Raw genomic sequence first — 25607 nt, forward strand, 5'->3', positions numbered from 1 at the left:
TCAGGCCGCCTTCCCTTTGAGCGTCTCGATCCGCATCACCAGATCGACGTCGAGCTGGCCGCTGCGCCAGTCGACATAGGCGCGCACCGACCGCTTGTGGCTGGACATCAGCTTCTCGGCCAGCATCGCCTGGTCGGCGCGGATCTCGTCCTTGGGCAGCAGGGGGATGACGCGGAAGATGTCGTGGACGGCCATGTCCTGGGTGTGGCGGTCCTGGGTCAGCGCATCGTTCCACAGCAGGATCAGGTATTCCCAGCCGTCGAGCAGCCAGGACAGCCGGCTGGACGCCTTGCGGATCTGCGGCCGCTTGGTCTCCCACTGGCGCAGCAGCACCTCGAAGGACGCCATCGCCTGATCGAACTGGCCGATCACGTTGCGGGCATGGTTGACCGTATGTTCCGCCACCTCGGCGCAGAAGCCGCCGATCGGTGCCGCTTCCGACACGTTGTCGGTCGCCCAGTCTGTCATGCTGTCGCGGAAACCCTGAAGGTCGCGCATCAGCCGCCGCAGCCGTGCCGGCTTGGGCGAGCTTGCCAGACCGATGGCTTCCATCATCACCGCCAGTTCGGCGATGCGGCCGTAGAGCTCCTTGGGCTCCAGCGTCAGCCGCTGCGCCGCCTTCATCATCAGGTCGCGCGTCAGCTTCTGTCCCTCGGCGGAGGTCAGGCCGACCTTCAGGATCTCCGTCGATTCCAGCCCGACCGCCTTCAGCGCCTCGACGATCAGCTGATAGTTGATCAGAAGCCGCTGGTCCTCGTCGTCGCTCAGCGCCGCTTCGGCCGCCGCCACCGCGCCGCCGCCGGCCAGACCGCAGCGCGCCGCCTCCAGCACCGCCTTGCGGATGTCGTCGGGCGAGCAGCCGTCGGCCTTGGCGATCAGGTCGTGCAGCATCCGGTCGTGGACCGTCATCGGGAAGGCCAGCGGCAGCGACTTCCACGGAACCACATAGACGCCGCGCCCTTCCGACAGGTTGGGCACCAGCACCTCCAGCTGGTCGCGGCTGTCCTTGCGCACACGGGTCTGAGACAGGACCGGCGTGGTGAAGGCCACGGCGGCGCCGCGTTCCTCGAACGTGGACGGGGCGAAATTGGTCAGGGAACGCATCGTGTCCTGCGGCCGTGGCTGCGGGGAAGTGTCGGAGTCGGATTGTCGTCGATTACGGCGCTGCGATACTGAATTTTGCGTTAAATCCAATATAAGCGGCAACGTAAATATATCACCTTCGGACGGTTCGCCCGGATCTCTTGCGGTAATCCTCCCCTCCGGCCCCCGCTGTTGCGCCCTTTCGTCCGTTGTCAGGGAGTGGGCGGTGCGCGGAGGGCCGGGGGGATGAAAGCGGGTGCGGGATCGGTGGTGAAATGGATCGGCTACGGTCTGCTCGGCCTCGCCGGTCTCGTCGTCGTCGGCATCGGCGCGCTGGTGCTGATGTTCGACTGGAACGACGCCCGCGGATTTGTCGCCCGCCGCGCCTCGGCCGCGCTGAACCGCGAGGTCGCCATCGACGGCGACCTGCGCGTGCATCTGGGCAGCCCGATCCGCATCCATCTGGAAGGGCTGCGCGTCGCCAACGCCGAATGGGCGCAGGACAGGACGATGGCGGAGGTCCAGGCGCTGGACGCCACGCTGCGCCTGTGGCCGTTGCTGCGCGGCGATTGGGAACTGCCGGAGTTGAAGGTCCAGGGCCCGAAGCTGATCCTGGAGAAGAATGGCAAGGGCGAGGCCAACTGGAATTTCGGCCCGCCCAACGCGGAGAAGGAGGTCGCGAAGCAAGCCGCAGTCCCCGACAACCGCGGCGACATCCCGGTGATCGAGCGGCTGCTGATCGCCGACGGCCGGCTGCACTACCGCGACCCCACCAGCGACATCGACATCGACAACAGCATCAACACCGCGACCGGCGGCAACGACAGCGACACGGTGCAGCTGAAGGGCAAGGGCAGTTTCGCCGGCAAGCCCTTCACCCTGGCGGTGGAGGGCGGCTCGCTGCTCCATCTTCGTGACGACCCCAAGCCCTATCCGCTGAAGATCGACGCCGCCGTCGGCAAGACCAAGGGCCACATCGAAGGCTCGGTGGGCGAGCCGGTGAAGATGGAGGGAGTCGACCTGTCGGTGGCGCTCAGCGGCGACGACATGGCGGAGATCTTCCCCATCGTCGGCATCCCGACACCGAAGACGCGGCCCTATGCCATCTCCGGCCATCTCGGGCGCGAGGGCAAGGTCTGGACCTTCCGCGGCATGAACGGCAAGGTTGGCGAGAGCGACCTGTCCGGCGACGTGCTGGTCGATACCGGCGGCGACCGGCCGATGGTGAAGGCCGATCTGACCTCCAACCGGCTGGCGGCGCTCGATCTGGCCGGCCTGATCGGCGCCTCGCCCCGTGGCAGCGACGATTATCCGACGCGCGGCAACGGCCGCGTCATCCCGGCGACGCCGATTCCGGTGGAGAAGCTGCGCAACACCGACATGGACGTCCGCCTGCGCGGCAAGCGGGTGGAGGCACCTTTCGCCCCGCTGGAAGGGCTGGAGATGCAGGTCAAGCTGGCCAACGGCGACCTGCATGTCGATCCGCTGACGCTCGGCATCGGCGGCGGCAGGATCGCCGGCACGGTGCAGCTCGACGGCAAGGGCAAGGTGCCGGCGATGCGCACCAACCTGGACATCCGCGCCATGAAGCTCTCCGCCTTCTTCAGCGACACCTCCTTCGCCGGGCAGATCGGCGGCACGGTGGCCGGCCGCATCCAGCTTGCCGGCACCGGCAGGACCGTGGCCGACCTGCTGGCGACCTCTGATGGCAAGATCGGCGTCGCGGTGGACGGCGGCCGGGTCACCAGCCTCGCGGTCAAGGGGCTGAAGACCAACATCCTGGAGACGCTGGGGGTGGTCATTTCCGGGTCGAAGCCGATGCCTTTCAACTGCCTGGTCGGCAACATGGCGGTGCAGAACGGCATCGCCCAGGTCGAAGCGCTGGTGCTCGACACGCCGGAAACACTGGTCACCGGCAAGGGCCGCATCAGCCTGCGCAACGAGGCGCTGGACCTGCGCATCGTCGGCGATTCGAAGTCGCCGCAGGTCTTCGCCACCCATGTCCCGGTGCTGGTCGGCGGCACGCTGGGCAACCCCGACATCGGCGTCGATCCCACCGAGTCGGCGGCGCGCGGCGCTGCGGCGGTGGCGCTGGGCGTGTTGCTGACGCCCCTGGCCGGCGTGCTGCCCTTCCTTGACCCAGGCAGTGATGAGCAGCCACAGTGTGGCCGGCTGGTGCGGGACGCCCGGTCCCCGGAGAAGGGGGGCCCGGCTTCCGGCAAGTCGGGCAATGGCCGCGGGGACGGGACGGCGTCGGGTTCGGCGCGCTGACCGGACGACGATCCGCGTTCCCCTGTCCGATCCGGCTCCGGATTACAGGATAAGGACGCGTCCCTTCCCAATGACCATCGACCAGATGCTATCGTTCGGGATCATCGGCGCGGTGATCGCGCTGCTGATCTGGGACCGGCTGCGCTACGACCTCGTCGGGATGATCGCCCTGCTGGCCTCGGTCGCCGTCGGGATCGTGCCGGCCAAGGAGGCGTTCCAGGGCTTCTCCGACGACATCGTCATCATCGTCGGTTCGGCCCTGGTGGTCAGTGCCGCCATCGGCCGGTCGGGCGTGGTGGAGGCGGCGATGCGCCCGCTGACCGCAAGGATGAGCGGCGTCTGGACCCAGGTCGCCGTGCTGGCCGGGGCGGTGACCATGCTGTCGGCCGTCGTCAAGAACATCGGCGCGCTGGCCATCTTCATGCCCATCGCCGTGCAGGTGGCGCGGCGGTCCGGCACGCCGGTGTCGCTTCTGCTGATGCCGATGGCCTTCGGCTCGCTGCTGGGCGGGCTGATGACGCTGGTCGGCACCTCGCCCAACATCATCGTCTCGCGCGTGCGGGCGGAGATGACCGGCGAGCCCTTTCACATGTTCGATTTCACGCCGGTCGGGCTGATGATCGCGCTGTTCGGCGTCGCCTTCCTCTCGGTCGGCTACCGGCTGCTGCCGAAGGGCAGGGCGGCGGGGGCCGGCCCGGCCTTCAACATCGACGACTACACGGCGGAGGCCCGGCTGCCCGCCGGATCGCAGTTCGTCGGCCGTACCGTGGCGGAGCTGGAAGCGCTGGGCGAGAGCGAGGTGACCGTCGCCGCCATCGTGCGCGAGAACTACCGCCGCTACGTGCCGTCGGGCCATTGGGTGCTGTTCGCCGGCGACATCCTGGTGCTGGAGGGCGACACCACAGCGCTGGCCGATCTGGTCAAGCGCGCCGGGCTGCGCATGATGCACGATAAGGACCAGGAGGGGGTGGAGAACGAGGACGACATCGCCGTGGTCGAGGCGGTGGTGGAGCAGCGCTCCGCCATGATCGGCCACAGCATCGAGGAGGTGAACCTGCGCGAGCGGTTCGGCGCCAACCTGCTGGCGCTCAGCCGCCGCGGCCGGCCGATCCGCCAGCGGCTTCGCCGGGTCCGCCTGCAATCGGGCGATCTGGTGGTGCTGCAATGCCGGCAGGCCGCGGTGGCCGACACGCTGGCGGAACTGGGCTGCCTGCCGCTGGCCGAACGCAACCTCGCCATCGGCCGCACGCCCAAGCGCGCCGCGGCGGTGGCGGTGCTCGGGCTGACGGTCACGCTGGTCGCCACCGGGATGCTGCCGGTCGCCATCGCCTTCTTCGGGGCGGCGGTGGCGATGACCGCACTGAAGGTGGTCAGCCTGCGCGACGCCTACGAGGCGGTGGAATGGCCGATCCTCGTGCTTCTGGGGTCGCTGATCCCGGTCAGCGAGACCCTGCGCACCACCGGCGGGACCGAGCTGATCGCCGGCTTCCTGTCGCAGGCGGCGCAGGGCATGCCGCCGGTGGGGGCGCTGGCGATGATCATGGTGGCGGCGATGGCGGTGACGCCCTTCCTGAACAACGCCGCGACCGTGCTGGTGATGGCGCCGATCGGCGCCAGCCTCGCCACCCATCTGGGGCTGCGGCCCGACGCCTTCCTGATGGCGGTGGCGATCGGCGCTGGCTGCGACTTCCTCACCCCGATCGGGCACCAGTGCAACACGCTGGTGATGGGGCCGGGCGGTTACCGCTTCGGCGATTACTGGCGGCTCGGCCTGCCGCTGTCGATCATGGTGGTCATCATCGGCACGGCGGCCATCGCCCTGTTCTGGCCGCTCGTGCCGCGATGACCGCGGAGGAACGGTCCCAGCCCCTGCTCAGGGCTGCCGGACCTTGCGCACGAAGCTGTCCACTTCGCCGCTCAGCGCGGCGCTCTGGCTCGACAGCGTGTCGGCGGCGGCCAGCAGGGTGTCGGCGGAGCGCCGCGTGCGGTTGGCCGCGTCGGTGACGCCGTCGACGTTGGCCGACACGCCCCGCGTGCCGCGCGCCGCCTCCTGGGCGTTCCTGGTGATCTCCTGGGTCGCGGCGCCCTGTTCCTCCACCGCCGAGGCGACGGCCACGGTGATGTTCGAGATGTTGCCGATGGTCCGGGTGATGCCGTCGATGGCCTGAACGGCCTGTGCGGTCTCCTCCTGGATGGCGCTGACCTGGGCCTGGATGTCCTCGGTCGCCTTGGCGGTCTGATTGGCGAGATTCTTCACCTCGCTGGCCACGACGGCGAAGCCTTTCCCCGCCTCGCCGGCGCGGGCGGCCTCGATGGTGGCGTTGAGCGCCAGCAGATTGGTCTGGCTGGCGATCACCTGGATCAGGTTGACCACATCGCCGATGCGCTGCGCGGTGGCGGCAAGCCCCTTCACGCTTTCGTTGGTGCTGTTGGCCTCGCTCACCGCATTCCTGGCAACCGAAGAGGCGCTGGACACCTGACGGGCGATCTCAGCGACCGACGCGGCCAACTGTTCCGCCGCCGCCGCCACCCCCTCCACATTCTCGGTGGTGTGGAGGGCGGCTTCCGACATCGAGTCCGACTGGCGGGACGCGTCCTGGGCGGTGGCTGACAGGGTGCGCGCATTCTCCTGGACGCTGCCGGTGGCGGCGCGCACCTCCGCCACCATGCGGGACACCGACGCCTCGAACTCGTCGGCCAGCTTGGCCATCGCCCGCCGCTTTTCCTCGTCCTGGAGCCGGTCCCGCTCCTGCTGGGTGGAGCGCGCGGTTTCGGCTTCCTCCAGTCCACGTTTGAAGATGTCGGTGGCGCGCGCCATCTCGCCGATCTCGTCGCTGCGGTCCAGGAAGGGGATCGGCACGCCGTGCTCGTTGCGCGACAGGCGGCTCATCGCGCCCTTCAGGACGGCGAGCGGGGAGGACACCCGGACGATCAGGATCCAGCCGGCCAGAGCCAGGATGATGCCCAGCAGGGCCAACGTCGTCACGGTGACCGTCTGGTAGAACGTCACGTTGCGTTCCGCGGCGTCGATCGCCCCGTGCGTACGCTGTTCCAGCAAAACGTAAAATTCGTCGACCGGGGCCATGATCTGCGATTTGAAGGCGTGGTATTCCTTTGAATGCATCAGGTTGCGGGCGAGTTCGAAATCCGGATCCTTCTTGACGGTGTAGTTGCCGCGCCCGTCGTCGAACAGTCCCTTGACCGCGTTCATCGCCTTGGTTTCAAGCTTCACCAACCCGTCGGAATTGGCCTGGGCCTGCTTCAGTTTTCCGAACTCTGGCGCGGTGAAGCCAGCCTGTTCCATCAGGGTCTGGAGCGGAACCGCCGGCCCGTCATCGCGCGGCCTGGTGCCGGACGCGGCGACGAAATCCCAATAGATCCGGTGATAGGCCAGTGGGCGCGGCTTCTGCCCATTGCGGATGGCGAGCACATCCCAATACTGGGTTTCGTATTTGGCGTCGCCGGTGATGACATAGGTGCGGGCAAGCCGTGTCAGATCGTCGGAGCTTTGCCGCAGTTCGTCGGCCAACAAATACGAGTTGTATCTTGTTGCCTGCGCAGATGACAGAGAGTCGTTTGCTTTGCTTAAAAGAAAGAATGAGAGAATGTTGGCGGAGAAGGCGGCAATCAGGAGTGGTGCCATGAAAAATATTGTTTTCCTGACAGACATCTTCATTCGCTTGGCACTCCTCTGAAATATCAGTGTCTACACATCTGAACGATCATTACGGTAATGTTGTAATCGCAGTGTGTCACCAAAATTTTATTGTGAACAAACGAAGCATGTTGTGAACAGCAAAATGATGGGGATTAAATTTCTGTTAACGCGACATCCTTGCGTTGCTGCGATCAGTGGGAGCCCGCCCCGTGGCGGCTTGCTCCATAAATCACAAGCAAGCGGGGCGTCGTGAGATCGTCTTCCGGGTCATTCCGGCAAGAGTAAACGGGCCCAAGACGGCGGTCCGCTCCGCGCCACAGTTTTGCCCCACCGCTTTGCGATATTCCGTCACCTGCCAGTCTGATGTAGGCTTTTGCCATCGCAAGGCCCATGAAACGGCTTGTGGACCGGCTTGGCCGGACAGGAGGCTGATATGTCGGTGTGGCGCCGGTATCTGGTGAAGGACATGACCGGCCGGCTGGTCGATCTGCCGAGCAGCCTGCTCGACCGCGCCGACGATGGCACGGCCCCGCTGCCGCATTTCGCCGGCCGCTGCGTGGAGATGGTGGCGGCGGTGATCGTCGGCGATCGCAAGTCCCAAGCCCGCGTCACCGAACTGGCCTTCACCAAGCTCTATTTCGATCAGATGGGCTATGTCGACGCCGCCAAGCGCGAGCGGATGATCCGTCTGATGCTGGAAAGCTGCGCCGACCGCCGTTGTCCGCCGCCGCGCCAGGGCGCCCACCAGGGCAACTGCGCCCACCTGTCCCGCCGTGCCGTCGCCGCCCGCGACCAGCTGATCCGCGAATTCGGCTGGGAACCCAAGCCCGACGAACGCGACGCGGCCCTCAGCCGACTGGACCCCTCCCGCCTGCGCAGCGCCCCGCCTGAGCCGGTGCCCACGCTGCATTGACGATCCCCCGACGCGAAGGTACGGCCCCCCTTTTCGACCCGCTCCTCCAGGCCCATATGCAGGCGAATGGAAAGCATGGAGCCTGACGAACCGCAGATGAGTCCTCCCGATACCGCCCAGACGCTGTCTTTCGCGCGCGTGCGACAGCTGGCCCTGATCGGCGCCGGATGCACGATCATCCTGCTCGGCCTGCTGATCGCCCCTCTTCCCGGTCCCGGCGGCCTGCCGGTGATGCTGCTTGGCGGCGTGCTGGTGCTGCGCAACTCCGCCGACGCCCGCCGTCTGTTCGTGCGGGGCAAGCGCCGCTACCCCCGCATGTTCAGCCCGGTCGAGCGTGTCCGTCAGAAGCTGCGCAACCGTCGCCTGCGCAAGATTTACGGCGGCTGAACCGCCTGCGCCGGCCGGGTCGGTCGGGCGGGCGGTCTCCCGGCCGGGACTTACGGGGAAGGCTGGGCCGGAACGCCGTCCTTCCACTGGTCCCAATGGCCGACGATGTGGTCGACCATCCGGGAACCGACCAGTTCCACATTCTCCACCGTCTCGGCGAACCCGCCGGCGGTCTCACCGGGCTTCGGGTCCAGATGCTGGAGCGTGGTCTCGTTCGGGTTGCCCTGGTCGAAATTGACCGCGCCGCGCAGGCTCATCACCCGGTCGGAGCCCTGCAGCCGCTTGATGACCAGTGTGATCGCCGCCGCCTCCATCTCGGTGATGACATAGTCGTCGGCCCCGTAGAGCTTGGCGATGTACTGCGCCTGCGCCGACATGCCGGGACCATGGAAGAAGGTGTCGCCGGTCATGTGCGTGCCGGTGCCTACGAAAGGAGCACGCTGCGCGGTTTCCTGCGGATAGCGCTTGCGGTAGGCGCGTGCGGACTCGCTGTCCTTCAGCGGCGTGTCGGCGGTCAGCCGCATCGCCCAGGACACCAGCGCCGGGTTCATCGGGAACAGCCGCACCGCCTCATAGCCCTTGCGCGGCATGAAGGTCGGCTCGCCCGGCTTGTTCTCCTCCGGCGCCCAGCGGTGGCCCAGATCATAGTCGACCACCCAGGTCGCCCAGTTCACTTCGCCGATGGTGCCGCGCGACGGCGGGGTGCCGGCCACGCCGGTGATCAGAAAATAGGCTTGCGACAGGTCGAGCTGCGGGTTCAGCAGGATCGCCTGCATCGAAGCGGAGGAACTGACCTTGCCCATGCCCAGCACCGCCCCGCACACGCCGTCGGCGTTGCAGTAGACCGGATTCAGCGCGCCCTTGACGGCAATCGGCTCGGCCGTTTGCCAATAGCGCTCGTACCAGTGCTGGAACTCGCCGGCGCGGTCGCCGGTGTTCTTGCCGATCTCGAACATCGAACCGACGAACACCTTCACCTTGACCGGCTCCTTGATCGGTTCCGCGGCCTGAAGAGGACCATTCAGCCCGAACAGGAGCAGAGCCGACAGGGCGGCATCGCGGCAACGGGAGAAGAAGGACATCGGACCGGCACTCCTTGGAACGGGAAACGTACCTCAGCATGCAACAGCCGTACCATGGGCGTCTCCAATGCTCCGCGATCGCAGGAACGATCCGATGGTTGATCCATGGCCGCTCCGCCGCCGCCTGCGGTCTGCCCTGCGGAAGCGGGCACTGGACAGCGTCGCCCCGCAGCGGCCATCTTGTGCATCCGTTGGAACGAGGAGGTCTTCCGGTGAAGTCGGGCAACGCGCTGCTGTCCAGCTATGGCACCACCATTTTCGAGGTCATGTCCCGCCTGTCGGACGAGCATGGCGCGATCAATCTGGGCCAGGGGTTTCCCGACGATCGCGGGCCGGCCGACGTGCTGCAGGCCGCGGCCGACGCGCTGCTGACCGGCTGGAACCAGTATCCGTCGATGATGGGCACGCCCGAGCTTCGTCAGGCGCTGGCCGCCCATGCCGGCCGCTTCTATGGCCTCGGGATCGACTGGAAGACCGAGACGATGGTCACCTCCGGCGCGACCGAGGCGCTGACCGCCTGTCTGCTCGGCCTGATCAATCCGGGCGACGAGGTGGTGCTGTTCCAGCCCATGTATGACAGCTACCTGCCCATCGTCCGGCTGGCCGGCGGCGTGCCGCGCTTCGTCTCGCTGAAGGCGCCGGACTGGAGCTTCAGCCGTGCCGACCTGGAGGCCGCCTTCTCGCCGCGCACCAAGCTGGTGTTGATCAACGACCCGCTGAACCCGGCGGCCAAGGTCTTCGACCGGGCGGAGCTGGAGCTGATCGCCGAGTTCGTGCAGCGCCACGACGCGCTGGCCGTCTGCGACGAGGTGTATGAACATATCGTCTTCGACGGCCGCCGCCACATCCCGCTGATGACCCTGCCGGGGATGCGCGACCGCTGCCTGAAGATCGGCTCGGCCGGCAAGACCTTCTCGCTGACCGGCTGGAAGGTCGGCTATGTCACCGCCGCTCCGCACCTGTTGCAGCCGGTCGCCAAGGCCCACCAGTTCCTGACCTTCACCACCGCGCCGAACCTCCAGACCGCCGTCGCCTACGGGCTGGGCAAGGAGGAGGGTTATTTCACCGGGCTGGCTGCCGGGCTCCAGGCCAAGCGCGACCGGCTGTCCGCCGGCCTTGCCGCCGTCGGCTTCGACGTGCTGCCCAGCGCCGGCACCTATTTCGTCGCTGCCGACATCTCCCGCTTCGGCTTCGACGGCGACGATCAGGCCTTCTGCCGCTGGCTGGTGGCGGAGGCGAAGGTCGCGGCCATCCCCGTCAGCGCCTTCTTCGTCGAGAACGCCCCCACCAACGTCGTGCGCTTCTGCTTCTCAAAGAAGGATGAAGTGCTCGACACCGCCATCGGCCGGCTGCGGAATCGTTTCGTGTCTAGATAGAACTTTACACATACGAATATTTCATAGGCCAACTGCACGAACATTTGACAAGTCTTAACCGATTGGTGTGAAGATCGGCCTCACCCCCGCCGGTCTCCGCCTGACGTTATGAGCCGGTATTGCGGACCGGTGCGGGGGGCGTTGGAACGGCGGAGCGCAGGTGATGCCACGTCTCCCGACCTTTCGGTTCCCCTCCATCAGGACGCCGTCCGTTCGGAACGGCATCCTGATGGCAGCCGCCCTGTCGCTGGCCGGGGTGTGGGGCGGCTATGCCCTGATGGCGTCCTCCATGCTGGAAAGCCAGGTGCGGGAGGCCATCGTCAATGCCCAGACGACGGCCCGTGCCTATGAAAGCAGCACCAGCCGCACCGTGCATGACGTCGACACGACGCTGCGCTCCTTCACCGAACGCTATGCCGAGGGCGGGTTGTCCCGCGCCCGCCGCCTCATCGACGACGGGCTCTACGACACCGCCCTGATCCATCACTTCACCATCTTCGATCCCAGCGGCGTCCAACTGTTCCGCAGCGAGGGAAGCGGACCGCCCGAAATGCTCGACGGCACCGGCCTGCTCGCCTATCACCAGGGAGAGGGGCGGTCGCTGATGAGGATCGGTCTGCCCTTCAGCGGTTCGACGACCGGGCGCCCGCTGTTGCGCTTCTCGCGGCGGCTGGAGAATGCGGCGGGCGATTTCGCCGGGGTGGCGGTCGCCAATGTCGATCCCGATTACCTGTCCGGCTTCTACCGGCAGGCCGATGTCGGCCGCAACGGGGTGGTCACGCTGGTCGGGTTGGACCGGATCATCCGGGCCCGCGGCTCAAAGGACGGAAAGGATTCCGTCGGGCTCGACAGCACCGGTTCCAACCTGTGGCTGTCCATCCAGCAGTCGTTGAGCGGGGTTTTCTGGCAGGACAGCATCGCCGACGGCATCCGCCGCGCCTATGCCTATCGGTCGGTCGAGGGCTATCCGCTGATCCTCGTCGTCGGCATCGCGGTGAAGGACATCGACGCCGCCATTGCCGGCCTGCGCGGGCAGATGCAGATCATCGCCGCGCTGCTCAGCATCTCCATCCTGCTGGTCGCCGCCTTCCTGCTGGTCCAGCAGCGCAACGCCGAGCGGCTGGCGGCGGCGCTGGCGGTCAACCGTGACTTCCTGGCCCGCGTCAGCCATGAGCTGCGCACGCCGCTGAACGCCATCCTCGGCTTTTCCGAGATCATCAAGGACCAGATGTTCGGGCCGAACGCCGGGGAGCGCTATGCCGACTACGCCCGCGACATCCATGTCTCCGGCCAGCATCTGCTGACCCTGATCGACGACATCCTCGACCTGTCACGCCTCCAGGCCGGCAAGTTCGCCCTGCTGATGGAGGATGTCGACCCCGTCGCCGCCGCCGAATGGGCGATCCGCATCGTCACTTCCCAGGCGGAAGAGAAGTCGATCCGGCTGGAGATCAACCGCCCGCCGGCTCCGACGCTGGTGCGTGCGGACGAGCGGGCCCTGAAGCAGATGCTGCTGAACCTGCTGGGCAACGCCCTGAAATTCACGCCGGAGAATGGCCGGGTGCTGGTCAGCGTTTCGCGCGGGGTCAACGGCCGCTGCGTCGTCCGCGTCACCGACAACGGCATCGGCATGACGGCGGAGGAGCTGCGGCAGGCCTCCATCCCCTTCGGCCAGACCTCGGCCCTCACAACCCATCCCGGCCGCGGCATCGGCCTTGGCCTGCCCATCGTCAAGTCGCTGATCGAGGCGCACGGCGGCAGCCTGCGCATCGACAGCCGGCCGGGGCAGGGCAGTCAGGTCACGCTGGAATTCGCCGCCTGACATTTACCTCCCGACCTTCCGGGCAGCCGCCGTTCCGGCCCGCAACCAAAGCGATCTTCGCGGCGGCGCCGCAAAGCCATGGCGAAACCCCCGCCGCTTGGGCATACTCCGCGCCGGTTTTGTCCAGGTCCGAGCCGACGCCAGGGCTGTCCCCGGCCTCGTGCTTTCGGATCCACCCGCGGAATTGGGGCCTGTCTCGAATGTTGCGTGCGCTGGCGCGTGTCTGTGCCGTTCTTGTCGCGTGCTCCGGCACGCTCGCCGTATCCCAGACCTTCGCCGCCGACCCGCCGGCCGAGCCGGTGCCCTTCGGCGTGTCGAGCGTCGAGGTGGTGGCGGAGCGCGATACGCCACAGGCCTGCTTCACCTTCACCGACCGGCTGGAGCGCTCGCGCGCCGTCAACTACCGCGACTATGTCACGGTGGAGCCGGCGGTCGACGGTGCCGCCATCGCCCGCGACCGCACGCTGTGCGTCGAGGGGCTGCGCCATGGCGACAGCTACCGCGTCACGCTCAAGGACGGGCTTCCCGGTGCCGACGGCAAGCGCCTGCCGGCTGCCGACACCCGCGAGGTGCAGGTGCCCAACCGCAAGCCGTCATTGGCCTTTCGCGGTGCCGGCTACATCCTGCCGCGCGTCGGGGCCGAAGGGCTGCCGCTGCGCTCGATCAACCTGGACCGGGCGAAGCTGCAGGTGCTGCGCATCGCCGACCGGGCGCTGGTCGAGAAGATCTATTTCGGCCGCATCACCCAGCAGATGACCGACTACGACATCGGCGAGATTCTGGACAAGTCGGGCCAGGAGGTCTGGCGCGGCGAGATGGGCATCGGCAACCAGCCCAACCGCAGCGTCACCACCGCCTTTCCGATCGACGCCGTGCTCGGCAAGCTCGATCCCGGCGTCTATGTCGCCGTCGCCGGTGCCGACGAGATCAAGCCGGGCGGCTGGGACCGCAAGGCGACCCAGTGGTTCGTCGTCTCCGACCTCGGCCTCAACACCATCCTCGGCGAGGATTCGCTGGTGGTGTTCGCCCGTTCCGCCCAGAGCGCGGCCCCGGCCGCCGGGGTGGACCTGCGTCTGGTCGCCCGCAACGGCACCGAACTCGGGCGTGTGCAGACCGGGGACGACGGGCTCGGGCGCTTCGACCTCGCGGCCCTGCGCGCCGCCGGGGCAGAGCCGGTCCAGGCGCTGTTCGCCGCGCGCGGCGACGGCGACTTCGCCGTTCTCGACCTGACCGCCGGCGGGGCTCCGCCGGCCGAGACCCCGGACAAGCCTGCCGCCACCATCGTCCGCCCGGCCGCCGGGGGACTCGACACCTATCTCTACACCGAACGCGGCATCTACCGGCCGGGCGAGACGGTGCAACTGACCGCGCTGCTGCGTGACGGCGACCTCAATCCGCCGCCGGCCGGCAAGCAGCTGACCATTCGTATCCTGCGCCCCGACGGCTTCGAAGTGGAGCGGCGCAGCCTGACCGACAGCGGGGCCGGCGGCTATGCCGCCCGCATCGACCTGCCGATGAATGCCTATCCCGGCAACTGGATCGTCACCGCCCATGCCGAGCCGGATGGCCCGGCGATCGGCAAGACCGAGTTCCTGCTGGAGGATTTCGTGCCGCCGCGGCTGGACGTGGCGCTCGCCTCCCCGACGACGGAACTGGCGTCCGATGGCGAGGCCGACATCGCGCTCGACAGCCATTATCTCTATGGCGCCCCGGCCTCCGGCCTGCCGGGCGAGCTGACGGTGACCCTGCGCGCCGCCGCCAACCCCTATCCGACCCTGCCGGGCTATCATTTCGGTCTGGTGCAGGAGGAGGTGAAACCGGCCCGCGCCGATCTGCCGGGCTTCATCACCGATTCGAACGGCTCGGCCCGCCTGAAGGTGAAGCTGCCGCGTCCGCCCGACAGCACCCGCCCGCTGGAGGCGGTGGTGCGCGCCACCCTGTTCGACATCGGCGGCCGTCCGGTCGGCCGCGACTTCGTGCTGCCGGTGCGCCACCAGCCTTTCGCCATCGGCATCAAGCCGCGCTTTGAAGGCGACGGCGTGCCGGAGGGAGCCACCGCCGGATTCGACGTGATCGCCGTCGGTCCCGACGGCAAGCCGACCGACCGCGCCGACCTCTCCTATGAGCTGTTCGAGGAGGAGTATGATTACGCGTGGTACGAGGCCAACGGCCGCTGGGACTACAAGGTCACGGTGAAGGACCAGCGGGTGACCGGCGGCTCGCTGTCGGCTCAGGCCGCCGCCCCGGCGTCGGTCGAAACCCCGGTCGCCGCCGGCCGCTACCGCCTTGAGGTGTTCGATCCGAAGACCGGCGTCGCCAGCAGCTTCCGCTTCGCCGCCGGCTGGTGGATGACGCCGACCGCCGGTGAACGGCCGGACGCGGTCGATGTCTCGGTGATGATGCCGGCCTACCGCGCCGGTGAAAGCGCCTGGGTCTTCGTCAAGCCGCCCTATGACAGCCAGGTGCTGGTGGCGGTGGCCGACCGTGGCGTGACCTATGCCGTCACCCGCGCCATCGGCCCGCAGGGCGCCTTCCTGGAAATCCCGGTCGGGCAGGGCTGGACCAGCGGCGCCCATGTGCTGGCGACCGCCTTCGCCACCTCCGACCCGCAGTCGAAGAAGCCGCCGCGCCGCGCCGTCGGTCTGGCGTGGCTGGCGATGGACAAGGCCCCGCGCACGCTGGATGTCCGCCTCTCCGCCCCGGCGGAGACGGAGCCGCGCCGCGCCATGACCGCCGACATCACGGTGGGCGGCGTCGCCGAAGGCAAGCAGGCCTTCGTCACGCTGGCCGCGGTCGACGAATCGGTGATGCAGCTGACCGACCAGCCCTCGCCCGATCCGGCCCGCCACTATCTGCGCAAGCGTCCGCTGACGGTGGAACTGCGCGATTCCTATGGCCGCCTGATCGACCCGGCCGCTCTGGACGCCGCCCGTCCGCAGGCCCAGCCGACGCCGCGCCTGCGCCAGATCTCCGGGCTGGTTCCGCCCAAATCGGAACGGGTGGTCTCGCTCTATTCCGGCATCCTCACCGTCGGTGCCGACGGCAAGGTTTCCGTTCCGTTCGATCTGCCCGACTTCCAGGGGCGCCTGCGCCTGATGGCGGTCGCCTGGAGCGAGGGGCGGATCGGCCACGCCGAAAGCCAGATGCTGGTCCGCGATCCGGTCGTCGCCGACGCCGTGCTGCCCCGCTTCCTCGCCCCCGGTGATTCGGCCCAGGTCCTGCTGTCGCTCGACAACCTGAACGGCCCGTCCGGCGACTACCGCATGACGCTGACCGCCGAGGGGGCCGTCGCCATCGTCAACAACGACTCGGGCAACGAGCTGACCGTGCCGAAGCTGGCGCGCGGCAAGCGGGCGACCGCCGGCCGGGTGCTGACAGCCACCGCCGTCGGGGCCGGCCATGTCACGCTCGACGTCACCGGCCCCGACGGTGTGCGCGTCACCCGCCGCTGGGACGTGACAGTGCGTCCGGCCACGCCGCTGGTGTCCCGCCGCAACGTCGCAGCCCTGCCGACCGACAGGAGCCTGACCGTTCCGGCCGACCTCAGCGCCGGTCTGCGGCCGGAAACCGTCTCGATGGGCGCCACGGTGGCGCCGCTGCCCGACCTGGATGTGCCGGGCCTGCTCTTCGCGCTCGACCGCGCGGCGGCGGGCGGGGCCGAGCAGACCGCCAGCCGCATCCTGCCGCTGCTGTCGATGAGCGACGTGGCCGCCGGTCTCGGCATCGCGCCGGAGGACCGCATCAAGGCGCGCGTCCAGCGCAGCGTCGACCGGCTGCTGACCTTCCAGCGCACCGACGGCGCCTTCGCCGCCTGGTCGCCGAAGGGCGATCTCGATCCCTGGCTGACCGCCTATGCGGTGGATGTGCTGGGGCGGGCCAAGGCGGCGGGCTACCGCATCCCCGACCAGCCCTACCGCAAGGGTCTGGACTGGCTGAAGCAGGCCATCGACAATTCCTGGGTCGAGACCGCCGACCTGCCGGGCCGGGCCTATGCGCTCTATGTGCTGGCGCGGGCCAAGATGATCGATGCCGGTGCGGTGCGCTATTTCCGCGAGAACTATTGGGACCGGCTGCAGACCGACTTCGGCCGGGCGCAGATCGCCGCGGCCACCGCCGTGCTTGGCGACCAGCCCGGGGCGACGGAGGCCTTCTCCAAGCTGACCGGCGCCCGCATGGTGACCGCCAGCCTGCGTGACCAGGGCTCCTCCCTGCGCGATGAGGCCGGCGTGGTCTTCCTGATGGCGGAGAGTGGAGCGGTCGACCGCGACCGCATCTTCCAGGCGGGCGAGCGCGTGGCGAAGACCTTCGCCGCCGTCCGCACCACCAACCTTCAGGAACAGGCCTGGCTGCTGCTGGCCGCCAAGGCGCTGATCGACCGTGCCGCTCCGATGAAGCTCGCCATCGGCGACCAGACGGTGGAGAACGCCAAGCCGCAGATCCTGGCGATCGACCCGACGGCCCCGCCCGCCATCCGCAACCTGGGCGGCGAGGTCCGGCAGACCGTGTCGGTGGCCGGCGTGCCCGACCAGCCGGCCGGCGCGGAAGAGCAGGGGATGACCATCCGCCGCCGCCTGTTCGACATGGCCGGCCGGCCCGTCGATCCGGCCGGCATCCGCCACAACGACCTGCTGGTGGTGATTCTGGAAGGCGAGGTCGGTGACCCGCTCGACCATTCGGTGCTGGTCAGCGACCCGCTGCCGGCCGGCTTCGAGATCGAGAATGTCCGGCTCGCCAACAGCGGCCAGCTCGGCAAGCTGTCCTGGCTCGGCGAGCTGTCGGCCGCCCGCAATGTCGAGTTCCGCGAGGACCGCTTCCTCGCCGCCGTCGACCTGCCCAAGGCGGCCCCCCGCTTCCGGCTGGTCTATCTGGTCCGCGCCGTCACCCCCGGCGATTTCGCGGCCCCCGGTGCCCAGGTGCAGGATCTCCAGCGTCCCCACCTGTCCGCCCGCACCGCCGTGTCCCGGCTGCGCGTGCTGCCGGAGTAAGGCGGGCACAAGCGAAAGGGGCGCTGGAATCGGCGCCCCCGAGCGGCGCATAGAGCCTAAAGGTAGCTCTGCTCGCCCCGGTGATTCTCCCGCCGGCGGGCGAGCAGGGTCAGGCCCGCCGCCACCACGGCGCAAGCCACGGTCAGCATCAGGTAAAAGGCCAGTGCGAGGCCGACCGTCATGGTGCCGATCAGCACCATGGCCAGTATCCAGACGCCCAACGATACGATGGTGCGCGCCGACATGGGTTGTCTCCTGTCCCCTGTCCAGATCCGCGTGAGAGCTATTTAAACCCGCCCTGAACCCGTCACGGCCTTCCGGCCGTCTGTTTTTCGCCGTCCCTGCTTCCCACATCCGGCAGAGGGCCTGAAACGGGACGTGGGGCGTGCGCATGCGTTCACCGGAAAGCCTGCCACAGCCGTAGACAGGAGCGGGGCGTGGCATCCTGTCACTGCGCGGGCGCGCCGCACCTGTCAGTGGCTGAACAGTCGCCATCCCATGGTCCCGGCCTGCTGGCCCGCCAACTGGTTGGCATGGTCAACAAGTCTGTTGACAGCAAGCGGCATCGACTTTACCTTTACGTAAACGTCAGGGAAGGGAGCGGACGGAGTGGATCGGCTTTCGGTCGGCAACGGCATGATGGAGACGGGGGAGGGGGTGGGCGACAGCCGCCTGTCCGGCCCGCGGCTCGCCATCGGCGAACTGGCCGGAGAGTTCGGTCTGACCCATCGCACCATCCGCCATTACGAGGATGAAGGGCTGCTGGCGCCGGAGCGGATCGGCAGCGCCCCTGGAGGCGCACGCGTCTATGGCCACCGCGACCGCGCCCGGCTGGCGCTGATCTGCCGGGGCAAGCGGCTGGGCTTCAGCCTGGCCGAGATCAAGGATTTCCTGAACCTCTACGACACCGACGACGCCCAGATCGAACAGATGCGCTACATGCGCACGATCGCGCGCCGCCGGATTTCCGCGCTTGAACAGCAGCTTGCCGACGTCGAACAGACGCTGGCGGAGCTGTGCACCATCGACACCCAGATCTCCGAGCATCTTCGCCGCAACGGCATCACGGAGACGCAGGACATGGAGGAGAAGCACTCATGAAGTCGGTCGTCATCGCCGGTTACGCCCGTTCGCCTTTCGCCTTCGCCCACAAGGGCGAGCTGACCAAGGTCCGCCCCGACGATCTGCTGGCCCGCGTCATCGCGGCGCTGGTCGAGCGCACCGGCCTGAAGACCGAGGATGTCGAGGACGTCATCGTCGGCTGCTCCTTCCCCGAGGGCGAGCAGGGGCTGAACGTCGCCCGCAGCATCTCCTTCCTGGCCAAGCTGCCGCAGACCGCCGCTGCCACCACGGTGAACCGCTATTGCGGCTCCTCCATGCAGTCGATCCATCAGGCGGCGGGCGCGATCCAGATGGGCGCCGGCGAGGTGTTCGTCTGCGGCGGCGTCGAATCGATGACCCGCGTGCCGATCATGGGCTTCAACCCGATGCCGAACCCGGCGCTGAAGGCCTCCTACCCCGAGGCCTACTGCTCGATGGGCATCACCGCGGAGAATGTCGCCCGCAAATACGCCATCTCCCGCGCCGAGCAGGAGGCGCTCGCCGTCGCTTCCCACGCCAAGGCGGCGGAGGCCCAGGCCGCCGGCCGTCTGGCCGATGAGATCGTCGGCATCCAGACCCCGGCCGGTCTGGTCGACAAGGACGGCTGCATCCGTCCCGGCACCAATGCCGAAGGGCTGGCCGGCCTGAAGCCGGCCTTCATCGCCGACGGCAGTGTGACCGCCGGCACCTCCTCGCCGCTGACCGACGGCGCGTCGGTCGTGCTGGTGACGACGGAGGAGTATGCCCGCGCCAACGGCCTGCCGATCCTGGCGAAGATCCGCTCGGTCGCCGTCGCCGGCTGCGCGCCGGAGCTGATGGGGCTGGGTCCCGTCCCGGCCACCCGCAAGGCGCTGGCCCGTGCCGGCCTGTCGATCAACGACATCGACATCATCGAGATCAACGAGGCCTTCTCGTCCCAGGCCATCGCCTGCATGCGCGACCTCGACATCGACCCGTCCCGCATCAACCCGGACGGCGGCGCGCTGGCGCTCGGCCACCCGCTGGGAGCCACCGGCGCCCGCATCACCGGCAAGGCCGCTGCCCTGCTGAAGCGCGAAGGCAAGCAGTTCGCGCTGGCGACCCAGTGCATCGGCGGCGGCCAGGGCATCGCCACCATCCTGGAAGCGGTCTGAGCAACGGGATCGGGGAGGAAACGACCATGAAGATCGAACGCGCCGCCGTGATCGGTGCGGGCGTGATGGGGGCCGGCATCGCCGCCCATTTCGCCAACGCCGGCATCCCCTGCGTCCTGCTCGACATCCCTGCCAAGGAAGGTGCCGACCGCAGCGCCATCGCCAAGGGCGCGGTGGCGAAGCTGCTGAAGACCGATCCGGCCCCCTTGATGCACCCCAGGAACGCCAAGCTGATCACGCCCGGCAATCTTGAGGATGATCTGGCCCTGCTGGCCGACGTCGACTGGATCGTCGAGGCCATCGTCGAGAACCCGGCGATCAAGGCCGACCTCTACAAGCGCATCGACCCGGTGCGCAAGGCGGGCTCGGTGGTGTCGTCCAACACCTCCACCATCCCGCTGGCGGTGCTGACCGAGGGGCAGAGCGGGCAGTTCCGCAAGGACTTCCTCATCACCCACTTCTTCAACCCGCCGCGCTACATGCGGCTGCTGGAGATCGTCGGCGGCGCCGACACCCGCGCCGATGCGCTGGCCGGCATCGCCGACGTCTGCGACCGCCGGCTCGGCAAGGGTGTCGTCCATTGCAAGGACACGCCGGGCTTCATCGCCAACCGCATTGGCGTCTTCTGGATCCAGGCGGCGGTGAATGCCGCGGTCGATCTCGGCCTGACGGTGGAGGAGGCCGACGCCGTCGGCGGCCGTCCGATGGGCATCCCCAAGACCGGAATCTTCGGCCTGATGGATCTGGTCGGGCTGGACCTGATGCCGCACATCGCCAAGAGCATGTCGGCGACCCTGCCGGCCAACGACGCCTATCGCGGCCAGATGCGCGAGCACCCGGTCATCACGAAGATGATCGCCGAGGGCTACACCGGCCGCAAGGGCAAGGGCGGCTTCTACCGCATCAACAAGGCCGGCGGCGGCAAGGTCAAGGAATCGGTCAACCTCCAGACCGGCGACTATGCACCGTCGGAGAAGGCCCGGCTCGACAGTGTGTCGGCCGCCGGCCGCGACCTGCGCAAGCTGTGCGAGCACCCGGACAAGGGCGGCCGCTTCGCCCGCCGCGTCCTGGCGCAGACGCTGGCCTATGCCGCCAGCCTGGTGCCGGAGATCGCCGACAGCATCGTCGCCGTCGATGAGGGCATGCGGCTCGGCTACAACTGGAAGCAGGGTCCGTTCGAGCTGATCGACCGGCTGGGCACCGAGTGGTTCGCCGAGCTGTGCCGCTCCGAAGGGATCCCGGTCCCGGCGCTGGTCGTGACCGCCGCCGGCCGCCCCTTCTACCGGGTGGAGGGCGGCAAGCTCCAGCACCTGACGACATCCGGCGTCTATGACACCGTCGTGCGCCCGGACGGCGTGCTGCTGCTGTCGGACATCAAGCGCGCCGCCGGCAAGCCGGTGTGGAAGAACGGCTCCGCCAGCCTGTGGGACATCGGGGACGGCGTGCTGTGCGTCGAGTTCACCAGCAAGATGAACGCGGTCGACGGCGACATCATGGCCGCCTACGAGAAGGCGATGCGCCTGATCGGCGATGGGAAAGGTGACTGGAAGGCGCTGGTCATCCACAACGAGGCCGACAATTTCTCGGTCGGCGCCAATCTGGGCCTTGCCCTGTTCGCGCTGAACATCGGCCTGTGGCCGCAGATCGAGGAGATGGTGGAGGGCGGCCAGCGCACCTACCGCGCGCTGAAATACGCGCCCTTCCCGGTGGTGGCGGCGCCCAGCGGCATGGCGCTCGGCGGCGGCTGCGAGATCCTGCTGCATTCCGATCATGTCCAGGCCCATGCCGAGACCTATGTCGGCCTCGTCGAGGTCGGCGTCGGCCTGATCCCGGCCTGGGGCGGCTGCACCGAGATGCTGGCCCGCCATCAGGCCAACCCGAAGGCGCCGCGCGGTCCGATGCCCGGCATCGCCAAGGCCTTCGAGATCATCAGCACCGCCACCGTCGCCAAGTCGGCGGCAGAGGCCAAGGAGCTGCTGTATTTCCGCGCCACCGACGGCATCACCATGAACCGCGACCGGCTGCTGGCCGACGCCAAGGCCAAGGCGCTGGAACTGGCGGCGGACTACACGCCGCCGGAGAAGACCACCTCCTACGTCCTGCCCGGCCCCAGCGCCAAGGCGGCGATGGAACTGGCGGTGGAAGGCTTCGCCCTGCAGGGCAAGGTCACGCCGCACGACAAGGTGGTCTGCGCCGCCCTGGCCGAGGTGCTGAGCGGTGGCGGCGAGGCCGACATCTCCAAGCCGGTCGGCGAGGACCACATCCTGCGGCTGGAGCGCGAGGCGTTCATGGGTCTGGTGCGCACCGGCGGCACCATCGACCGGATCGAGCACATGCTGCTCACCGGCAAGCCGCTGCGGAACTGAGGGGGAGGAACGAGAGATGCCGATCTACAAGGCTCCGCTAGAAGATGTGCGCTTCGTCCTGGACGAGATCGTCGGGCTGGACAAGCTGTCGGCCCTGCCGGGCTATGAGGACGCCACGCCGGAACTCGTCGGGCAGGTGCTGGAGGAAGGCGCCAAGCTGTGCGAGGAGGTTCTGTTCCCGCTGAACCAGTCCGGCGACGGCGAGGGCTGCCATTTCGAGAATGGCGAGGTCCGCACGCCCAAGGGCTTCAAGGAGGCCTACAGCACCTACATCGAGGCCGGCTGGCAGGGTCTGGCCTGCGACCCGGCCTATGGCGGGCAGGGGTTGCCGAAGCTGGTCAACATCATGCTGGAGGAGTTCATCTGCTCCGCCAACCTCAGCTTCGGCATGTATCCCGGCCTGTCGCTCGGCGCCTACAACGCGCTTGCGATGTACGGCTCCGACGAGCTGAAGCAGCGCTTCCTGCCGAAGCTGGTCGACGGCACCTGGTCCGGCACCATGTGCCTGACCGAGCCACATTGCGGCACCGACCTCGGCATCATCCGCACCAAGGCGGTGCCGGCGGAAGACGGGTCGTTCAAGATCACCGGCACCAAGATCTTCATCTCGGCCGGCGAGCATGACCTTACCGAGAACATCCTGCATCTGGTGCTGGCCCGCCTGCCCGACGCCCCGGCCGGCACCCGCGGCATCAGCCTGTTCCTGGTGCCGAAGTTCATGCCGAACGCCGACGGCACGCCGGGTGCCCGCAACGGCGTCGCCTGCGGCTCCATCGAGCACAAGATGGGCATCAAGGCGTCGTCGACCTGCGTCATGAACTTCGAGGACGCCACCGGCTGGCTGGTCGGCGAACCGCACAAGGGCATGCGCGCCATGTTCGTGATGATGAATGCGGCCCGTCTGGCCGTGGGCATCCAGGGGCTGGGTCTGGCCGAGGTGTCCTACCAGAACGCCGTCAACTATGCCCGCGAGCGGCTCCAGGGCCGGTCGCTGTCGGGGGTGAAGGCGCCGGACAAGCCGGCCGATCCGATCATCGTCCATCCCGACGTGCGCAGGAACCTGCTGACCGCCCGCGCCTATGGCGAAGGCGCCCGCGCGCTCGGCGCGCTGGTCGCCTATCATCTGGACGTGGCGGAGAAGCATCCCGACGCCCGCACCCGCCGCGACGCCGACGAGTTCGTCCAGCTGATGACGCCGATCGTCAAGGCGCTGTTCACCGACATCGGTTTCGAGTCGGCCAACATCACCGTGCAGGTCCATGGCGGCCACGGCTTCATCTGGGAGACCGGCGTCGAGCAGTATGTCCGCGACGCCCGCATCTGCCAGATCTATGAGGGCACCAACGGCATCCAGGCGCTCGACCTCGTCGGCCGCAAGCTGCCGCAGGACGTTGGCCGCCTGCTGCGCCACTTCTTCCACCCCGTCGGCCGCGACATCGAGGCGGCGATGGAGAAGGATGAACTGGGCGAGTTCGTCATGCCGCTGGCCAAGGCCTTCGCCAAGCTGCAACAGGCCACCGCCCTGATCGCCCAGAAGGGCCTGAAGGATCCGGAGGAAGCCGGCGCCGCCGCCAGCGACTATCTGCGCCTGTTCGGCTTGGTCGCGCTGGGCTGGAGCTGGCTGACCATGGTGGAGAAGGCGCAGGCAAAGCTCGCCGCCGGGGAAGGCAACGCCAGCTTCTACGAGGCCAAGATCAAGACCGCGCGTTTCTACATGACCAAGCTGCTGCCGCAGACGAACAGCCTGTTCATCACCATCGCCGCCGGCGCCAAGCCGCTGATGGAACTGGAAGACGCCGCTTTCTGACGAACTGTGCGATCCGCGCCCGCCTGTCCTCCGGGGCGCGCGACTTCCAAGCCGGTCAGGTGCCGCGACATGGCAACTGACCGGCTGCTTTTTTGGGAATTTCAAGGTCCAGGCACGCATTCGCACATTGACCTAAAATTGTCATAGCCCTTTGGAAATATCACTGCTGGGAAGTGTCGCCTCCTGCCGTTAGGCCTTCCGCGCGGTGACAAAAGTTAATTTCCGGTTGTCGGTCCTCGTCCCTGCGTGTTACATCTCAATAGAGATTACGTTCGGCCGGTGCCTGCTATATCCTTTGGATTTTAGGGAATATGCGGGTGGCGACAGCCCCCTCCTTTTCTCAAGCCCTTTGGGCGTCTTCCGGAGGGGCAGGCATGGTTCAGGAGTTTGAGCGATGAAGATCCTGATCGGTGATGATCACGTCCTGTTTCGGGAAGGTCTTCGCCGTCTGCTTGAGCAGCTTCGCGAAAATGCTACCTTTGCGGAGGCAAGCAATTTCGATGAGCTTCTGGATATGGCGGCGTCTAAGGATGAGGCCTACGACCTCGTCCTGACCGATCTGCGCATGCCCGGATGGCCCGGTTTTTCCGGCATCGGCATGCTGCGCGACCGGCAGCCGAACGCCAAGGTCGTCGTCGTGTCGGCATCGGAAGCACAATCCGACGTGCGGGAGGCGCTGGAAAACGGTGCCGCCGGCTACATCCCGAAATCCTCCAGCGTCAAGATCATGCTGAGCGCGCTCGACCTGATCTTCTCGGGCGGCGTCTATGTGCCGGCGACGGTGCTGCGCGAAGGCATCGAGCCCGACCAGCGCGGCGGCTCGGTCATCCCGCCGACCGATCCGCAGCTGGAGCAGCTGCTGACCCAACGTCAGCGCGAGGTTCTGGACCGGCTGCGCGAAGGCAAGTCGAACAAGCAGATCGCGCATGAGCTGGGTCTGTCGGAGGGAACCGTCAAGATCCACATGACGGCGATCTTCAAGTCGCTCGGCGTGCGCAACCGCACCCAGGCGGCGATGGCCTTCCCGCAGTCGCATTCGGCCTGATAACGTTCTTTGCGAGCACGGACGAAGGGCCTGCCGGATCACTCCGGCGGGCCCTTTCCATTTCAGACGGTGCCGGCCGCATCAGCCCATGCCGGCGACATAGCCGCGCAGCGATTCCACCTCCAGTTCGGCGTCGTCAATGCGGGCCTTCACCACGTCACCGATGCTGATCACGCCAACCACCCGGCCGGACTCGACGATCGGCACATGGCGGATGCGCCGTTCGGTCATCACCGCCATCATGTCGGCGACGGTGTCGTCGGGGGCGGCGGTGATCAGTTCACGCGTCATCAGGTCGGACGCAGGACGGTCCAGCGCCGCGGCCCCGTCGCGGGCGACCGCACGGACGACATCGCGCTCCGACAGAATGCCGACCGGCTGCCCGTCATCGCCCATCACCAGCACCGCGCCGATCCGATGTTCGGTCAGCAGCCGGGTGACGGCGGCCACGCTGTCATCCGGTGCGGCGGAAACGATCCGGCTGCCCTTGCGCTTCAAAACGGCTGCAACATGCATGACGGTACGGCCTCCCTTCCGATAACCCCGATAACGGAATCATGGGAATAACCGTACAATCC

The 25607-nt window shown here is 67.8% G+C and carries 17 protein-coding genes; 12 read left to right on the forward strand and 5 right to left on the reverse strand.

All coding sequences use genetic code 11. The features are described 5' to 3' along the window. Positions 1 to 1104, reverse strand: a complete 1104-nt coding sequence (locus E6C72_RS19510) for a hypothetical protein (protein WP_109085808.1) — start codon at positions 1102 to 1104, stop codon at positions 1 to 3. A gap of 225 nt (positions 1105 to 1329) precedes the next feature. On the opposite strand from E6C72_RS19510, the gene E6C72_RS19515 reads away from it, so the two are divergent. Further along, positions 1330 to 3354 (forward strand): AsmA family protein, encoded by a 2025-nt coding sequence (locus E6C72_RS19515; RefSeq protein WP_109085807.1) that lies wholly within the window; start codon positions 1330 to 1332, stop codon positions 3352 to 3354. Positions 3355 to 3424: 70 nt separating this feature from the next. Further along, positions 3425 to 5200, forward strand: a complete 1776-nt coding sequence (locus tag E6C72_RS19520; RefSeq protein WP_109085806.1) for an SLC13 family permease — start codon at positions 3425 to 3427, stop codon at positions 5198 to 5200. A 27-nt stretch (positions 5201 to 5227) separates the two neighbouring features. Here E6C72_RS19520 and E6C72_RS19525 read toward each other — a convergent pair whose 3' ends face one another. Continuing rightward, positions 5228 to 6883, reverse strand: a complete 1656-nt coding sequence (locus E6C72_RS19525; protein ID WP_247875709.1) for a methyl-accepting chemotaxis protein — start codon at positions 6881 to 6883, stop codon at positions 5228 to 5230. A gap of 562 nt (positions 6884 to 7445) precedes the next feature. Between E6C72_RS19525 and E6C72_RS19530 the strand changes: the two genes are divergently transcribed. Together E6C72_RS19530 and E6C72_RS19535 are read left to right on the forward strand one after the other, a co-directional pair. Continuing rightward, positions 7446 to 7925: a hypothetical protein gene (locus E6C72_RS19530; protein ID WP_109085804.1), complete on the forward strand. Its 480-nt coding sequence runs from the start codon at positions 7446 to 7448 to the stop codon at positions 7923 to 7925. 96 nt (positions 7926 to 8021) lie between these two features. Beyond that, positions 8022 to 8312: a hypothetical protein gene (locus tag E6C72_RS19535; RefSeq protein WP_109085860.1), complete on the forward strand. Its 291-nt coding sequence runs from the start codon at positions 8022 to 8024 to the stop codon at positions 8310 to 8312. A 50-nt stretch (positions 8313 to 8362) separates the two neighbouring features. On the opposite strand, the gene E6C72_RS19540 is transcribed toward E6C72_RS19535, so the two are convergent. Continuing rightward, positions 8363 to 9394, reverse strand: coding sequence for a purine nucleoside permease (locus E6C72_RS19540; RefSeq protein ID WP_109085803.1), 1032 nt, complete (start codon positions 9392 to 9394; stop codon positions 8363 to 8365). A gap of 212 nt (positions 9395 to 9606) precedes the next feature. Here E6C72_RS19540 and E6C72_RS19545 point away from each other — a divergent pair, with 212 nt between their 5' ends. The 3 genes from E6C72_RS19545 to E6C72_RS19555 all read left to right on the forward strand — a co-directional run bounded on the left by E6C72_RS19545 (position 9607) and on the right by E6C72_RS19555 (position 17577). Then, entirely contained in the window at positions 9607 to 10770 is a 1164-nt protein-coding gene (locus tag E6C72_RS19545; RefSeq protein WP_109085802.1) for an aminotransferase, read from the forward strand. A 229-nt stretch (positions 10771 to 10999) separates the two neighbouring features. After that, complete coding sequence (locus E6C72_RS19550) at positions 11000 to 12592, forward strand: sensor histidine kinase (RefSeq protein WP_247875708.1); 1593 nt, start codon at positions 11000 to 11002, stop codon at positions 12590 to 12592. A gap of 200 nt (positions 12593 to 12792) precedes the next feature. Beyond that, complete coding sequence (locus E6C72_RS19555; protein WP_109085800.1) at positions 12793 to 17577, forward strand: alpha-2-macroglobulin; 4785 nt, start codon at positions 12793 to 12795, stop codon at positions 17575 to 17577. 56 nt (positions 17578 to 17633) lie between these two features. Here the strand turns inward: E6C72_RS19555 and E6C72_RS19560 are convergent, their stop codons facing one another. After that, a complete protein-coding gene (locus E6C72_RS19560; protein ID WP_109085799.1) occupies positions 17634 to 17822 on the reverse strand; it encodes a hypothetical protein in 189 nt (62 codons plus the stop codon). 364 nt (positions 17823 to 18186) lie between these two features. Here E6C72_RS19560 and E6C72_RS19565 point away from each other — a divergent pair, with 364 nt between their 5' ends. The 5 genes from E6C72_RS19565 to E6C72_RS19585 all read left to right on the forward strand — a co-directional run bounded on the left by E6C72_RS19565 (position 18187) and on the right by E6C72_RS19585 (position 25029). Next, positions 18187 to 18678: a MerR family DNA-binding transcriptional regulator gene (locus E6C72_RS19565; protein ID WP_109085798.1), complete on the forward strand. Its 492-nt coding sequence runs from the start codon at positions 18187 to 18189 to the stop codon at positions 18676 to 18678. Further along, positions 18675 to 19811 (forward strand): thiolase family protein, encoded by a 1137-nt coding sequence (locus tag E6C72_RS19570; protein ID WP_109085797.1) that lies wholly within the window; start codon positions 18675 to 18677, stop codon positions 19809 to 19811. The genes E6C72_RS19565 and E6C72_RS19570 overlap by 4 nt, the downstream gene beginning before the upstream one ends. A gap of 26 nt (positions 19812 to 19837) precedes the next feature. Beyond that, complete coding sequence (locus tag E6C72_RS19575; RefSeq protein ID WP_109085796.1) at positions 19838 to 22177, forward strand: 3-hydroxyacyl-CoA dehydrogenase/enoyl-CoA hydratase family protein; 2340 nt, start codon at positions 19838 to 19840, stop codon at positions 22175 to 22177. 16 nt (positions 22178 to 22193) lie between these two features. Then, positions 22194 to 23984, forward strand: a complete 1791-nt coding sequence (locus E6C72_RS19580; RefSeq protein WP_109085795.1) for an acyl-CoA dehydrogenase C-terminal domain-containing protein — start codon at positions 22194 to 22196, stop codon at positions 23982 to 23984. 394 nt (positions 23985 to 24378) lie between these two features. Then, on the forward strand, positions 24379 to 25029 hold the full coding sequence (locus E6C72_RS19585; RefSeq protein ID WP_109085794.1) for a response regulator transcription factor: 651 nt from the start codon (positions 24379 to 24381) through the stop codon (positions 25027 to 25029). Positions 25030 to 25110: 81 nt separating this feature from the next. Here E6C72_RS19585 and E6C72_RS19590 read toward each other — a convergent pair whose 3' ends face one another. Then, entirely contained in the window at positions 25111 to 25545 is a 435-nt protein-coding gene (locus tag E6C72_RS19590; protein WP_109085793.1) for a CBS domain-containing protein, read from the reverse strand. Positions 25546 to 25607: the final 62 nt, after the last annotated feature.

It is taken from the genome of Azospirillum sp. TSH100, from assembly GCF_004923295.1.
In the GTDB taxonomy this organism is placed as follows: Bacteria; Pseudomonadota; Alphaproteobacteria; order Azospirillales; family Azospirillaceae; genus Azospirillum.

What these genes read in the sequence shown, in the direction of transcription:
- E6C72_RS19580 (WP_109085795.1), top strand. Translation starts at nt 22,194, where the DNA reads ATGCCGATCTACAAGGCTCCGCTAGAAGATGTGCGCTTCGTCCTGGAC.
- E6C72_RS19530 (WP_109085804.1), top strand. Translation starts at nt 7,446, where the DNA reads ATGTCGGTGTGGCGCCGGTATCTGGTGAAGGACATGACCGGCCGGCTG.
- E6C72_RS19585 (WP_109085794.1), top strand. Translation starts at nt 24,379, where the DNA reads ATGAAGATCCTGATCGGTGATGATCACGTCCTGTTTCGGGAAGGTCTT.
- E6C72_RS19560 (WP_109085799.1), bottom strand. Translation starts at nt 17,822, where the DNA reads ATGTCGGCGCGCACCATCGTATCGTTGGGCGTCTGGATACTGGCCATG.
- E6C72_RS19510 (WP_109085808.1), bottom strand. Translation starts at nt 1,104, where the DNA reads ATGCGTTCCCTGACCAATTTCGCCCCGTCCACGTTCGAGGAACGCGGC.
- E6C72_RS19570 (WP_109085797.1), top strand. Translation starts at nt 18,675, where the DNA reads ATGAAGTCGGTCGTCATCGCCGGTTACGCCCGTTCGCCTTTCGCCTTC.
- E6C72_RS19540 (WP_109085803.1), bottom strand. Translation starts at nt 9,394, where the DNA reads ATGTCCTTCTTCTCCCGTTGCCGCGATGCCGCCCTGTCGGCTCTGCTC.
- E6C72_RS19555 (WP_109085800.1), top strand. Translation starts at nt 12,793, where the DNA reads ATGTTGCGTGCGCTGGCGCGTGTCTGTGCCGTTCTTGTCGCGTGCTCC.
- E6C72_RS19575 (WP_109085796.1), top strand. Translation starts at nt 19,838, where the DNA reads ATGAAGATCGAACGCGCCGCCGTGATCGGTGCGGGCGTGATGGGGGCC.
- E6C72_RS19515 (WP_109085807.1), top strand. Translation starts at nt 1,330, where the DNA reads ATGAAAGCGGGTGCGGGATCGGTGGTGAAATGGATCGGCTACGGTCTG.
- E6C72_RS19520 (WP_109085806.1), top strand. Translation starts at nt 3,425, where the DNA reads ATGACCATCGACCAGATGCTATCGTTCGGGATCATCGGCGCGGTGATC.
- E6C72_RS19550 (WP_247875708.1), top strand. Translation starts at nt 11,000, where the DNA reads ATGGCAGCCGCCCTGTCGCTGGCCGGGGTGTGGGGCGGCTATGCCCTG.
- E6C72_RS19590 (WP_109085793.1), bottom strand. Translation starts at nt 25,545, where the DNA reads ATGCATGTTGCAGCCGTTTTGAAGCGCAAGGGCAGCCGGATCGTTTCC.
- E6C72_RS19535 (WP_109085860.1), top strand. Translation starts at nt 8,022, where the DNA reads ATGAGTCCTCCCGATACCGCCCAGACGCTGTCTTTCGCGCGCGTGCGA.